The organism is Burkholderia gladioli (assembly GCF_000959725.1).
Lineage (GTDB): Bacteria > Pseudomonadota > Gammaproteobacteria > Burkholderiales > Burkholderiaceae > Burkholderia > Burkholderia gladioli.
The window spans coordinates 3786346-3801882 of sequence record NZ_CP009323.1; the positions used below are offsets into that span (position 1 = coordinate 3786346).

Below are 15537 nucleotides of genomic sequence, written 5' to 3' on the forward strand. Positions count from 1 at the left end.
TCACTTCACCGCGCTGCCCGGCTGTTCTTCCTCCTGCGCCAGCAGGCGCTGCGCATCGTCCTCCGACATGCCCTGCAGATGCTCGACCATCAGCGTCTCGACCACCTGGGCGAAGGCCTCGATGGTCGGCGCCTCGAAGAAGGCGCGCAGCGGCAGCTCCATCGGCAGGTGCTCGCGCAGCTCGGCCACCACCTGGGTGGCGCTGAGCGAGTGGCCGCCGAGATCGAAGAAGTTGTCGTGCACGCCCACCCGATCGAGCTTGAGCACCCGGGCCCAGATCCCCGCCAGCAGTTCCTCCAGCGGCGTGCGCGGCGCGACATGCTCGGCTCGGTCCGCCGCGAAGCTCGGCGCCGGCAGCGCGCGCAGGTCGATCTTGCCGTTCGCGGTGAGCGGCAGCGCATCCAGCTCGACGAAGGCCGAGGGCATCATGTACTCGGGCAGCCGCTGCCTGAGCAGGCCGCGCAGGCCGCCCGGGTCCACCTCGCGCGCCTCGGGCCGGCGCACCACGTAGGCGGCCAGGCGCCGCTCGCCGTCCTCGTCCTCGATCACCGCGACGGCCGCCCCGGCCACCCACGGCATGGCCAGCAGCACCGCCTCGATCTCGCCGGTCTCGATCCGGAAACCGCGGATCTTGACCTGGCTGTCGATCCGCCCGACATAGTCGAGCGTGCCGTCGGGCAGGCGCCGCACCAGGTCGCCGGTGCGATAGAGCCGCGAGCCGTCGGCCGCGAACGGATCGGGCACGAAGCGCTCGGCGCTCAGGTCCGGACGATTCAGGTAGCCGCGCGCCAGGCCCTCGCCGCCGAGCCACAACTCCCCGGCAATGCCGACCGGCACCGGCTCGCCCCGCGCGTCGAGCACATGGGCGCGCGTGTTGGCGATCGGCCGGCCGATCGGCACCGACTGGGCGCCGAGCGAGGCCGGCTCGATGGCGTGGCAGCACGCGAAGGTGGTGCTCTCGGTCGGGCCGTAGCCGTTGGTGAGGCGCGTGGCGAACCCGGCCTCGAGGAAGCGCCGCACGTGCGGCAGCGACAGCGCCTCGCCGCCGGTGAGCACGTGGCGCACCGAGGCGAAGGCCGGCAGGTGCCGCTCCACCATCTGATCGAACAGCGAGGCGGTCAGCCACAGCATGTCGATGCGGCGCTCCACCAGGGTCGCGGCCAGCCGCTCCAGCGAGTGCCGCTGCGGCGCGGCCATCACCAGGGTGCCGCCGTTGAGCAGCGGCGCCCAGATCTCGAAGGTGGCCGCGTCGAAGTTCAGCGAGGCGAACTGCAGCACGCGCGGCGCGGCGGCGGCATCGAAATAGCCGTTGCGATGCACCAGGCGCGCCACGTTGCGATGCGTGATCGCCACGCCCTTGGGCTGCCCCGTCGAACCCGAGGTGTAGACCAGGTAGGCGAGATGATCGCCATGCAGCGCGAGCGGCGGCGGCTCGGCGGGCCAGGCATCGAGCGTGGCCGCGTCCAGCGCGATGCTCGGCGGCGGCGACGGCAGGCGAGCCGCCAGCGCGGCGATCAGCCCCGCGTCGCCGACCAGCGCGCGCGGGCGCGCATCCTCGACCAGGTAGTCGAGGCGCTCGGGCGGATAGTCGGGATCGAGCGGCAGGTAGGCGCCGCCGGCCTTGAGGATGCCGAGCAGGCCCACCACCATCTCGGCCGAGCGCTGCGCGCACAGCGCGACCGGCACGTCGGGACCGACGCCGAGCGCGCGCAGCCCCTGTGCCAGCCGGTTGGCGCGGGCATCGAGTTCGGCATAGGTCAGCGCGAACTCGCCCTGCTCGCCCGCCTCCACCGCGATCGCCCGCGGATGCGCGGCCACCCTCTCGGCGAACAGCGCCGGGATGGTCGGATGCGCGAGCGCCACCGTCTCGCCCAGCGCCTCGCGCAGCAGCGCCGCGCGCGTGGTCTGGTCGACCAGCGGCAGCATGCCTACCGCGCGCGAGGGTGCATTGACGACTTCTTCCAGCAGCTGCTGGAACTGCGCCGCCATGCGCTCGATGGTGGTCGCGTCGAACAGGTCCGCGCAGTACTCGAAGCGGCAGGCCAGGCCCGAGGCGTCCTCGTCGACGTTCAGCGTGAGGTCGCATTTCGCGGTCACGCCGCCGAGCGCGTAAGGACGGATCTCCAGATCGCCGAGCGAGAGCTCGTCGGCAGGCGCGTTCTGCAGCACCAGCATCACCTGGTACAGCGGCGAATGGCTGAGCTCGCGCTGCGGGTTGAGCTCCTCCACCAGGCGCTCGAACGGCACGTCCTGGTGCGCATAGGCCGCCAGCGCGGTGTCGCGCGCGCGCCGCAGCAGCGCGTCGAAACCCTCCAGCGGATCGAGCGGCGTGCGCAGCACCAGGGTATTGACGAAGAAGCCGACCAGCGCCTCGGTCTCCAGGTGGTTGCGGTTCGCCACCGGCGTGCCCACGCAGATGTCGACCTCGCCGCTGTAGCGCCACAGCAGCACCTGGAAGGCCGCGTAGAGCGTGGTGAACAGCGTGGTCTGCGCCTCGCGGCCGACCCGGCGCAGCGCGTCGGCGGTCTGCCTGGGCACCGTGAAGGCCTGGGTCGCGCCGCGCAGGCTCTGCACCGCCGGGCGCGGCCGATCGGTCGGCAGCGCCAGGCGCGCGCTCGCGCCGGCCAACTGGCGACGCCAGTAGTCGAGCTTGCCCTCCAGCAGCGAGCCGTCTAGCCAGCCGCGCTGCCAGAGCGCGAAGTCGGCGTACTGCAGCGGCAGCGGCGCGAGGCGTGGCGGCCGTTGCTGCGTGCGCGCCTCGTAGAGTTCGCGGATCTCGCGGATCAGCACGCCGGTCGACCAGCCGTCGAAGGCGATGTGGTGGAGGGTCAGCGCGATCACGTGGTCCAGCGGCCCGAGCCGCACGATCGTGCAGCGCAGCGGCAGGCCGGCGGCCAGGTCGAACGGCAGGCTCGCGGCCTCGCGCACCAGGCGTTGCGCCTCGGGCTCGGCCTGCCCGGCCGGCAACGCGGCGAGATCGACCAGCGGCACCGCCAATCCGCGCGCCGCCGCGATGCGCTGCGTCGGCACTCCGCGCTCGACCGCGAAGGCCGTGCGCAGCACCTCGTGGCGCGCCACCACCGCCTCGAGCGCGCCCTGGAAGGCGGCCACGTCGAAGGCGCCGGCCACGCGCAGCGCCACCGGCACGTGGTAGAGCGTGCTGTCCGGATGCAACTGGTCGAGGAACCACAGGCGCTGCTGCTCGAACGACAGCGGCAGCAGTTCGGGACGCTCCGCGGCCACCAGCGGCGGCGCCTCGCCGGCGGGGTCGAGCGCCGCCAGGCGGTGCGCGAAGGCGGCCAGGGTCGGCGCGTCGAAGGCCACCCGCAGCGGCACCTCCACGCCAAAGGCACGGCGCACCCGCGAGATCATCTGGGTGGCCAGCAGCGAATGGCCGCCCAGCGCGAAGAAGTCGTCGTCGCGGCCGACCCGCTCCAGGCCCAGCACGCCGGCCCAGATCCCGGCCACGGTCTGCTCCTCCGCGCTCATCGGCAACGCGAGCGCGCCGGCGCCCTCGCCGCGCGACGGCGCCGGCAGCGCCTTGCGGTCCAGCTTGCCGTTAGGCATGAGCGGCAGCGCGTCGAGCGCGACCAGGGCCTGCGGCACCATGTGCGCCGGCAGCCCGGCCGCCAGATGCTCGCGCAGCGCCTCGGCCGATACTGCCGCCGCCTCGCCGCCGCGCCGCGTGTAATACGCCGCCAGCAGGCCGCCCTCCACCTCGTCGCGCACCATCACCACCGCCTCGCCGATGCCGGCGAAACCGCGCATGCGCGCCTCGATCTCGCCCGGCTCGATACGCAAGCCGCGCAGCTTGAGCTGGCCGTCGTTGCGGCCCAGGTAGACCAGGTTGCCGTCCGGCAGGCGGCGCGCCAGATCGCCGGTTCGATACATGCGCGCGCCGGCCTCGGGCGCGAACGGATCGGGCAGAAAGGCCGCCGCGCTCAGCGCCGGCCGCGCCAGGTAACCGCGCGTCACGCCCGCGCCGGCCACGTACAGCTCGCCGGCCACGCCCGGCGGCACCGGATTGAGGCGCGCGTCGAGCAGGTAGAGCCGCGTATTCGGCAGCGGCCGTCCGATCACCGAGGCACCGGCCGACGCCGCCGGCGAGGACGGCTCGGAGCAGACATGGCTGCTCGAATCGATGGTGGTTTCGGTCGGGCCGTAGAGATTGACCAGCGTCACGCCCGGCACCTTCGCGCGGAAGCGCTCGACCAGCGCGGCCGGCAAGGCCTCGCCGCCGCAGAACACGCGGCGCAGCGCCGGGCAGCCCGCGAAACCGTCGATCTCGAGCAGGCCCGCCAGCAGCGTCGGCACCATCTGCACGGTGTGGATCGACTGCGCGCGCAACCACCCGGCCAGGTAGACCGGATCGCGATGCCCGTCGGGGGCGGCCATCTCCAGGCGGCCGCCCGCCAGCAGCGGCGCGAAGAATTCCCAGACCGAGGCATCGAAGCTGAACGGCGTCTTCTGCGCCACCGCATCGCCCTCGCCCAGCGGGAACGCCGCCTGCATCCAGCGCATGTGGTTGACGATCTGGCGATGCTCGACCACCACGCCCTTCGGACGTCCGGTCGAGCCCGAGGTGTAGATCACGTAGGCCGGATGCCGCGCGCCGAGCGCGGCGGGTGCCGGGTTGCGGTCCTCGTCCTTGTCCTCGTCGTTGCCCTCGCTCGCGGGCGCGCCGATGTCGATCACCGGCAGCCGGTCGCCGGCACCGAGCGCCGGCATCACCGCGGCGGTGCCCTCGTGCATCAGCAGGGCCGCCGCCGCGCTGTCGGCCAGCATGTCGGCGAGCCGCTCGGCTGGATAGGCCGGGTCGAGCGGCAGGTAGGCGGCGCCGGCCTTGAGCGTGGCCAGCAGGCCGACCACCATCTCGACCCCGCGTTCGGCGCAGATCGCCACCCGCGCATCGGCGCCGATGCCCAGCGCGATCAGGCGATGCGCGAGGCGGTTGGCGCGGCGGTTCAGTTGCGCGTAGCTCAGGCTCGCACCGTCGGCGGCGACCAGGGCGATCGCCTGCGGCGTGCGCGCCACCTGCGCCTCGACCAGGCCGTGCAGCGTCGCCTCGTCCAGCGGCACGCGCGCGGCGTCGCGGCCGCCGTCGAGCAGCCAGCCGCGCTCCGCCTCGGGCAGCACCGGCAGATCGGCCAGGCATTGCCGCGGCGCGTGCTCCAGCGCCGCCACCAGGGCCGCCAGCGCGGCCTGCACGCAAGCGCCGACGATTTGCGCGCCCGGCGCGCCGGCCACCTGCACGCTCAGCCCGAAACCCTCGCCGAAATCGTCCACCGACAGCACCAGCGGATAGTTGGTACGTTCCTCGCTGTCGAGCGATTCGATGCCGGCCCAGACCTGGGCAGCGGCGTCGTCCTCGGGCAGCGCGGCCGAATAGCGATAGTTGAGCAGCGCGCTGAACAGCGGCGCCGGCGCCGGCACGCCGCTGCATTGCTGCGCCAGCACCAGCGGGGCGTGCTCGTGCCGCAGCAGTTGCGCGAGGCGCCGGTGGGTGAGCGTGACGCCCTGCTCGGCCCCGGTATCGAGGCCGATGCGCACCGGCAGCGTGTTGATGAACATGCCGAGCGTGCGTTCGGCATCGGCCGTGGCCTGCAGGCGCCCGAACAGCACCGTGCCGAACACCACGTCATGGCGGCCCGAGGCGCGCCCGAGCACCTGCGCCCAGGCCAGGTGGAACAGGCTCGCCGCGCTGGCGCCGAGGCGCCGCGCCTGTTCGCGTACGCGCGCGGCCAGCGCGGCATCGATCGGCAGCCGCGCCTCGTCGATGCCGAAGCCGTCGCCGCGGATCTCGCCGAGCCCGAACGGCAGGCTCGGCTCGTCCACCTCGCCGAGCATCTCGCGGAAGAACGCCGCGTGCTCGTCGCGACTCACGCCCAGGCGGGCCTGCGCCACGTAGCTGCGGAACGGCGCGGCCGGCGGCAACTGCTCGAACTCGCCGCCCAGGCAGGCGCGCACTTCCTCCTGCACCACCTCGAGCGCCGTGTGGTCCATCGCCAGATGGTGGAACTGCACCAGCATCACCCAGGCATCGAAGTCGCCGCCGGTATCGCGCGCGATGAAGGCGCGCAGCAGCGGCGCCCGACGCACGTCCATGCGCCGCTCGCGCACGTCGAAACGCGCGCGCAACTGCGCGACCGCGTCGCCGCCGGCCGGGTCGAGCCCGGTTTCCTCGACCAGCAGCGGCGCCTCGCGCAGCACCACCTGCACCGGCTCGGGCAGGTCCTCCCAGAACACCGCCGTGCGCAGGATGTCGTGGCGCGCCACCACCTGCCGCAGCGCCGCGACGAAACCGTCGAGACGCGCGCGGCTGTCGAAGCCGAAGGCGGTGCTGAGCACGTAGGGGTCGCCGTCGTGCTCGCCGTCGCGCGCCATCAGGTGATGGAACAGCACGCCTTCCTGCAGCGGCGCGAGCGGATAGATGTCCTGCACGTTGGCGGCGCCGCCCGGCACCTGCGCGACGATCGCGGCGATCTCGCCCACGCCGAGCCGCACCAGCGGCAGCATCGCGGGCGTGATCGCCGTGCAGCCGGGCGCGATGCAGTTGGGCGGCACCACGACGGCGCGCGAGTGCGTCGACACCTCGGCGGCCAGCACCGCCAGCGTGGTGGCGCCGAAGATCGCGCGCACGTCGGCATGCAGCCCGGCCTGGCGCATCCGCTCGATCAGGCCGATCGCCAGCAGCGAATGGCCGCCCAGTTCGAAGAAGTTGTCATGGCGGCCGACGCGCTCGACCTTCAGCACCTCGCACCAGATCCGCGCAAGGCGCGTTTCGATCTCGCCTTCCGGTTCGACGTAGTTGCCGCTGCCGCTCGTCTCGCCCGGCTGCGGCAGCGCCTTGCGGTCCAGCTTGCCGTTCGGCGTCAGCGGGAGCGCGTCGAGCTTCAGCAGCGCCGACGGCACCATATAGTCCGGCAGGCTCGCTTTCAGATGCGCGCGCAAGACCTCGAGGCCCGGGTCCCGGCCTTCGTCGCTGGTGTAGTAGCCCACCAGCCGGCGATCGCCGTCCGCCTCCTCCCGCATCACCACCACCGCGTCGCGAACGCCGGGATGCGCCCCCAGCATCGCTCCGATTTCGCCCAGCTCGATACGGAAGCCGCGCAGCTTCACCTGCTCGTCGTTGCGGCCCAGGTAGATGATGTTGCCGTCCGCCTCGTAACGCGCCAGATCGCCCGTCCGGTACATGCGCGCGCCCGTCGCGCCGAACGGATCGGGCACGAAGCGCTCCGCCGTCAGGCTCGGCCGGTTCAGGTAACCGCGCGCCACGCCCGCGCCGCCGATGAATATCTCGCCCGTCACCCCCACCGGTACCGGCTCGCCGCCGGCATCGAGAATGTAGATCTGCGAATTCGCCACCGGCCGGCCGACCGGCACGTTCATCATCCCCACCGGCAGGTTCTGCGCGTCATACACCAGGCAGCCCACCACCGTTTCGGTCGGGCCGTATTCGTTGACCAGCCGAGCGCCCGGGCCCACTTCCTGCCACAGCGCCACCGTGCCCGCGCTCAGCGCTTCGCCGCCGATCACGAACGCGTCGGTCTTCGCCTTGATGCCTTCGGCACGCAAGCGACGGCCCAGTGCATCGAGGTGGGCCGGGGTGATCTTCACCAGGCCCGCCGCGTTGCGAACATGCGCTTCCAGCCCCGCGATCTCGTCGCCCTCGTCGAGCAGCGTGACCGTGCCGCCACACAGCAGCGGCGTCCACAGGCTGGTGACCGTCGCGTCGAACGACAGCGACGAGGACACCACCGCGCCCCGCTCCGGCGCCGGCTCGTACGCCGCCAGCGCCCATTGCAGGTAGTTCGACAAGCCGCCGTGCGAGATCATCACGCCCTTCGGACGACCCGTCGATCCCGAGGTGTAGATCACATAGGCCAGATGCTCGGCCAGCGTGCGACGCGTCGGCTGAGAATCCGGCATCGCGTCGAACACGGCCGCATCGGCATCGAGGCTCAGCGTCTCGAACGCGTGTTCGGGCAAGCCCGCACGCACCGCCGCTTGCGTCAGCAGCACCCGCGGCCGGCAATCCTCCAGCATGTAGGCCAGCCGCTCAGCGGGATAAGCCGGATCGATCGGCACATAGGCCGCACCGGCCTTCAGCACGCCCAGCAGACCCGTCACCATGTCGAGCCCACGCCGCACGCAGATCGCCACGCGCGTATCGGGGCCGACGCCGCGCGCGATCAAGGCATGGGCGATCTGGTTGGCTCTCGCGTCGAGCCGCGCATAGCTGAGCGTTGCCTCGCCATGCCGCAACGCCACCGCCTCCGGCGTGCGCCGCGCCTGCGCCTCGACCATCCCGGTCAACTGCACCGCCGGATACGCCGCCTCGCTGCGATTCCACTCCCGCACCACCTGCGCCCGCTCGGTATCGTCCAGCAGTTCCAGCCGATCCAGCGTCAGCGTGTCGTCGCGCACCATCGCCTCCAGCACGCGCCGCAGATAACGCAGGAAGCGCTCGATCGTGCCGCGCTCGAACAGCGCCGTGGCGTATTCGATCAGTCCGCGGATGCGCCCCGACACCTCGCTCAATTCGAGCGTCATGTCGAACTTGGCCGAGCGATGCACCTCGTCGAGCACTTCCAGCCGCAGCCCGGCCAGGTCGAGCTGCGCGCGCACGTTGTTCTGCCACGCGAACATGGTCTGGAAGATCGGGCTGTGCGCGAGGCTGCGCGCCGGCCGCACGATCTCGACCACCTGCTCGAACGGCAGGTCCTGGTGCGCCTGCGCGGCCAGCGTGCGCTCGCGCGCGGCGCCCAGCAGCTCGGCCACGGTGGCGCGCGCCGGCACCTCGATGCGCAGCGCGAGCGTGTTGGTGAAGAAGCCGATCAGCCCCTCCACCTCGGCGCGCGTGCGATGCGCGACCGGGCTGCCGATCACCACCTCGTCCTGCCCGGACAGCCTGGCGAGCACCACCGCCCAGCCGGCCAGCAGGCTCATGTAGAGCGTGGTGCCGTGACGCTGGCCGAGCGCCTTGAGCGCGGCGGTCAGCGGCTCGTCGAACTCCACCGCCACGGTGTCGCCCGAGAAGTCCTGCTGGGCCGGCCGCGCGCGGTCGGTCGGCAACTCGATCAGGGCCGGCGCGCCCGCCAGCGCGGCGCGCCAGTAGTCGCCCTGCGCCTGCATCACCGCGCCGCCCAGCCAGCGCCGCTGCCAGAGCGCGTAGTCGGCGTATTGGATCGGCAGCGCCGGCAGGTCCGGCGCCACGCCGCGCCGGCAGGCGTCATAGGCCGCGCCGAGATCGCGCGTGAGCACCGCGATCGACCAGCCGTCCGAGACGATGTGATGCATGTTCACCAGCAGCACGTGGTCGTCGTCGGCGAGCCGCACCAGGCGGCCGCGGATCAGCGGCCCGCGCGCCAGGTCGAAGGCGATCCGCGCCTCGTCGCGGCGCAGCGCCTCCAGCGCGGCCTCGCGATCGGCCTGGCCGCCGAGATCGTCCTCGCGCAGCGCGAAACCGCCGGCCGCGCTATCGATGAACTGCACCGGCTGGCCGTCCGCGCCGGGCGCGAAACGGGTGCGCAGCCCTTCGTGGCGGGCCAGCACCAGGTCCAGCGCGCGCTGCAGCGCGGCCTTTTCGAGCGTGCCGCTCAGGCGCAGGCCGACCAGGGTGTGATAAGCCTCGCTGCCGCCGTCGAGCTGGGCCAGGAACCACAGCCGCTGCTGCGCGAAGGACAGCGGCAGGACCGCGTCGCGCGGCGCCGGCTGGATCGACGGCAAGGTGCTGCGCAGCGCGCCGCCGAGCGCCTCGGCCTGCTCGGACAGGCGCGGATGACGGAAGATCGCCGCGAGTTCGAGCTCGACGCCGAGTTGGCGGCGGATCTGCGAGATCAGTTGCATCGCCGACAGCGAATGGCCGCCCAGCTCGAAGAAATGATCGTGGCGGCCGACCCGCTCCACCCCGAGCACGGCCTGCCAGATCGCGGCGAGCTGCTGCTCGGCCAGGCTGCGCGGCGCCTCGTAGGCGTGCGCGGCCAGCGCGCCGAATTCCGGCGCGGGCAAGGCGTTGCGGTCGATCTTGCCGTTCGGCGTGAGCGGCCAGCGCTCGATCACGATCAACTGGCCCGGCACCATGTAGTCGGGCAGGCGCTGCTGGCAATAGCGGCGCAGCAGGCGCGTGCCCGGCGCGGCGGCGCGGCCCAGCGCGCGCAACTGCTCCAGGCGCGGCAAGGCGGCCAGCGCCTTGCCCGGCTCGATCCAGTCCACCAGGCAGGCCACCTCGTCGACATCGCAATCGATGATCTGCCGCAGGATCGGCAGGCAGCCCGAGGGCGTGCCGATCAGCGCGGCGGTATGCGCGTAGCGCTCGAAGGCGTAGTCGGTGAGCTGGTCCAGGTGCTGCTCGAGGAAGGCGTCGATCGCCTGCGGGGTCGAGGCCGCGGCCATCTCGGCCGGCATCATGCCCTTCACCAGCGGACGCAGCAGGCCGACGTGCTCGCGCATGTAGTCCTTGAACGGCTGGCGCGCCTCGGCCAGGGTGGCGTCGTGGTCCTCGCCGAGATAGGCGTGCACCATCAGCGTCACGCGCCGCGAGCGCGGGTCGTGGCCGTGCTCGGCCAGGCTGCGGCGGTACAGCGCGATCTTGTCGGCCAGTTCCTCGATGGTCTGGCCCAACAGGTGGGTCAGCAGGTTTGCGCCGCTGCGCCCGGCATAGGCGAAGGTTTCGGGATGTCCGGCCGCGGTCAGCCACAGCGGCAGCTCGGCCTGGATCGGGCGCGGGAACACCCGCACGTCCACCGGCTCGCCGTTGCCGTCGGGGAAGCTGACGGCCTCGCCGGCCCACAGCGCCTTGAGCTGGCCGATGCCGTCGCGCACCGCGTCCTTGCGGCGCTCCGGCGCGTAGTGATGCGGCGCCAGCGAGAAGTCGCGCACGTGCCAGCCCGAGGCGACGGCGATGCCGGCGCGCCCGCGCGAGAGATTGTCGACCGCCGCCCATTCCTCGGCCACGCGCTGCACCTGGTGCAGCGGCAGCACCACGCTGCCAGCGCGCAGCTTGACGCGCTCGGTGCGCATCGCCAGCGCGGCATTGAGCAGCGCCGGGTTCGGGTAGAGGCCGCCCACCGTGTGGAAGTGCCGCTCGGGGGTCCAGACCGCCTCGAAGCCGTGGCGGTCGGCGTATTCGGCCGATTCCAGGTAGAAGCGGTACTTGTCGGCCGGGTCATGGGTTTCCGCGCCGAAGTAGAACAGGCTGAAGGCCAGCGGATCGGCCGCGCGCGCGGCATCCTCGCGCGTCTCCACGTAGCCGACCAGATGCGGCTGGCCGGCCGGATCGCGGCGCACCGCGACGGCGGCCTGGCGCACCTGCGGATGGCTGCCGAGCACGGCCTCGACCTCGGCCGGCTCGATCCGGAAGCCGCGGATCTTGACCTGCTGGTCGGTGCGGCCGATGAACTCCAGCGTGCCGTTGGCGCGCCGGCGCACCAGGTCGCCGGTGCGGTACATGCGCTCGCCGCGGCTGGCGAACGGATCGGGCAGGAAACGCTCGGCGCTCAGGTCGGGGCGGCGCAGGTAGCCGCGCGCCAGGCCCGCGCCGGCGATGTAGAGCTCGCCCGCCACGCCGGCCGGGACCGGCTCCAGGCGTGCGTCGAGCACGTACAGCGCGGTATTGCCGATCGGCAGGCCGATCGCCACGTCGCGCGCCTCGCGCACCGGGTGCACCGCCGACCAGATGGTGGTCTCGGTCGGCCCGTACATGTTCCAGATCACCGGCACGTGGGCCAGCAGGCGCGCGGCCAGTTGCGCGGAGAGCGCCTCGCCGCCGCACAGCAGCGTGAACGAGGCGTTCGGCCAGCGATGGTCGGCCAGCAGGCGCCAGTGCGAGGGCGTGGCCTGCGCCAGCGACACGCCGCGCGTCTCGATCAGCCGGGCCAGGCGCTCGGCGTCGGTGGCGTCCTCGCGCGAGGCCAGCACCAGGCGCGCGCCGTGCAGCAGCGGCAGGTAGAGTTCGAGCGCGGCGATGTCGAAGGACAGCGAGGTCAGGTTCAGCACCGTGTCGTGCGCGCTGATGCCGGGCTCCACCGCCATCGAGGCCAGCAGGTTGACCAGCGCGGCATGCGGGACCTGCACGCCCTTGGGCTTGCCGGTCGAGCCGGAGGTGTAGATCACGTAGGCGTTGTGCGCGGCCAGCGCGCGCGGCGCCGGGTTGGCGGCCGGCTGCTGCCGCCAGACCGGCGCGTCGAGGAACAGCGCGCGCGGCACCACCGCCTCGCCGCCGAGCGCGTCGAAGCCGGTGGCGTCCACCAGCAGCCGCGCCGGCGCCGCGTCGCGCAGCACGTGCGCGAGCCGCTCCGACGGATAGGCCGGGTCCAGCGGCAGGTAGGCCGCGCCCGCCTTCATGATGCCGAGCAGGCCGACCATCATCTCCAGGCTGCGCCGGGCACAGATCGCCACCAGCTGGTCGGCGCCCACGCCGTCGGCGATCAGGTGATGCGCCAGGCGGTTGGCCTGGGCGTTCAGCTCGGCATAGCTGAGCGTGCGACCCTCGAATTCCACCGCGACCGCCTCGGGCGTGCGGGCCACCTGCGCCTCGAACAGCGCCGGCAGGCAGACCTCGCGCGGCGTGTCGAGCGCGCTGGCGTTCCAGCCGCGCAGCAATTGCTCGCGCTCGCGCGCCGGCAGCATCTCCAGCTCGGCGACGGGCCGCTCGCCCGCCTGCTCCAGCGCCTCGCACAGGCCGCGCAGCACCTGCTCGACATAGGCGGCCACCGCCGCGCCGTCGAGCGTGTCGACCGCCTGCACCGCCAGCCCGAAACCGGCGCTCTCGACGCGATCGTCGACCGCCAGCATCAGCGGATAGTTGGTGCGCTCGCCGGTGTCGAGCGCGCGCACGCCTTCCCAGGCCGCGTCGGTCTGCTGGGCATTGGCGTCGTAGCGGTAGTTGAGCAGCGCGCTGAACAGCGGCGCCGGCGCGGCCACGCCGCTGCGTTGCTGGGCCAGCGCCAGCGGCGCATGCTCGTGGCGCAGCAACCGGGCCAGGCGCGCGTGAGTGCGCCGCAGCGCCTCGCGCACGCCGTCTGCCAGGCCGATGCGCACCGGCAGCGTGTTGATGAACAGGCCCAGCGCGGCCTGCGTGTGGACCAGGCCCTGCATGCGGCCGAACAGCACCGTGCCGAACACCACGTCGTCGCGGCCGCTGGCGCGGCCGATCACCTGGGCCCAGGCCAGGTGGAACAGGCTCGCGGCGCTCACGCCCTGCTCGCGGGCATGATGGCGGATGCGCGCGGCCAGCGCGGCGTCCAGTTCGAGACGCGTCTCGCTCACGTCGCGTCCCTCGCCCTGCACGTCCTGCAGGCCGAACGGCAGGCTCGGTTCGACCACGTCGCCGAGCATCGCCGAGAAGAAGCGCTCGTGCGCCTCGCGGCTCACGCCCAGGCGGGCCTGCGCCACGTACTGGCGGAACGGCGCCGGCTCGGGCAGTTGCGTGGCGCCGTCGAGCAGCGCGCGCACCTCGCGCGCCACGCCGTCCAGCGCCATGTGGTCGATCGCCAGATGGTGGAACAGCACCAGCATCAGCCAGCGGTCCTCGCCCTCGTCGCGGGCCACGATCACGCGCAGCAGCGGCGCCTCGCGCACGTCCAGGCGCAACTGGCGCGCGTCGTGGCGCGCGCGCAGTTGCTGCGCGCGATCCCCCGCCAGCGGGTCCAGCTCGACCTCCTCCACCTGCAGCGGCGCCTCGCGCCAGACCACCTGCACCGGCTCGGCCAGGCCCTCCCAGTGGATCGCCGTGCGCAGCACGTCGTGGCGCGCGATCACCTGCCGCAGCGCGGCCAGGAAGGCGTCGAGACGCGCGCGCGTGTCGATGCCGAACAGCGTGTCGAGCAGATAGGGGTCGCCCTCGCTGGCCAGCAGATGGTGGAACAGCACGCCCTCCTGCAGCGGCGCGAGCGGATAGATGTCCTGCACGTTGGCGACACCGCCCGGCACCCGGGCCACGATCCGGTCGATCTCGTCCTGCGACAGCGCCACCAGCGGCAGCAACGCCGGCGTGATCCGATCGCAGCCGATGGCGATCAGGTTGGCCGGCACCTCCAGCGGCACCGCCTCGTCCTCGCCGGCGGCGCCGGCCTCGATCGCCGCGGCCAGCGCGGCCAGGGTGGGCGCCTCGAACAGCAGGCGCACGTCGGCCGGCAGGCCCGCCTCGCGGGTCCGTTCGATGGCGCGGATCGCCAGCAGCGAATGGCCGCCCAGCTCGAAGAAGTTGTCGTGGCGGCCCACCCGCGGCTGGCCCAGCACGTCCTGCCAGACCTGCGCGAGGGCGCTTTCCACGGCGCCCTGCGGCGCGGTGAATTCGCGGCTCGCGTAGGCCTCGCGGCCCGGCTTGGGCAGGGCCTTGCGGTCGAGCTTGCCGTTGGGCGTCAGCGGCCATTCGGCCAGGCGCACGAAGGCGCTCGGCACCATGTACTCGGGCAGCGCCACCGACAGTTGCGCGCGCAGCGCCTCGGCGGCCTGCGTGCGGCCGGTGTAGTAGCCCACCAGGCTGCGCTCGCCGCCGGCCGCGCCGTCCTCGCGCGCCAGCACCAGCGCGTCGCTCACGCCCTCGCAGGCGGCCAGCGCCGCGCCGATCTCGCCCAGCTCGATGCGGAAGCCCCGGATCTTGACCTGCTCGTCGTTGCGGCCCAGGTACTCGATCGCGCCGTCCAGGCGGTAGCGCGCCAGGTCGCCGGTGCGATACAGGCGGCTGCCCGGCGCGCCGAACGGATCGGGCACGAAGCGCTCGGCGCTCAGCGCGGGCCGGTTCAGGTAGCCGCGCGCCAGGCCCACGCCGGCGATGTACAGCTCGCCCGCCACGCCCACCGGCACCGGTTCGCCGGCGGCATCGAGCAGGTGGATACGCGTGTTGGCGATCGGCAGGCCGATTGGCACACCGATCGGCACACCGATCCGCACGCCGTCGGCCGCGCCCGCCGTTGTCGCGGCTTGCCCGGCCGGCTCGCAAGTCCAGGCGGTCACGTCGACGGAGGCCTCGGTCGGGCCATACAGGTTGTGCAGGCCGGCGGCAGGCAGGCAGGCCTGCGCGCGGCGCGCCAGCGCGCCCGGCAGGGCCTCGCCGCTGCAGATCACGCGCGCGAGGCTGGCGCAGCGCGGCGCCGCCTCGCCCTCCAGGAAGCTCACGAAGGCCTGCAGCATCGAGGGCACGAAGTGCACCGTGCCGACGCGCTCGCGCTCGATCAGCGCGGCCAGGTAGTCGGGCTCCTTGTGGCCGCCGGGGCGGCACATCACCAGGCTGGCGCCCACCGACAGCGGCCAGAAGAACTCCCAGACCGACACGTCGAAGCCGAACGGCGTCTTCTGCAGCACGCGTTCGCCCGGCATCAGGCGGTAGGCGGCCTGCATCCAGTGCAGGCGGTTGGCGATGCCGCCGTGCGGCACCGTCACGCCCTTGGGTTGGCCGGTCGAGCCCGAGGTGTAGATCACGTAGGCCAGGTGGCCGGGCGCGAGCGCCACGCCCGGGTTGCGCTCGGCGGCCTCGCCATCGAGATCGCCATCGGCCGCGCGGCCGTCGAGCGCCGCCTCGGGCGCGTCGAGGCA

1 protein-coding gene (only partly in view) is annotated in these 15537 nt (G+C 73.0%); it reads right to left on the reverse strand.

The window, feature by feature from the left end:
* On the reverse strand, positions 1-15537 hold the 3' portion of the coding sequence (locus tag BM43_RS33980) for a non-ribosomal peptide synthetase (RefSeq protein ID WP_080941776.1). The gene runs 6333 nt beyond the window's last position; 15537 of the gene's 21870 nt are visible here — the last part of the coding sequence; its start codon lies beyond the right edge, outside the window; the stop codon is at positions 1-3.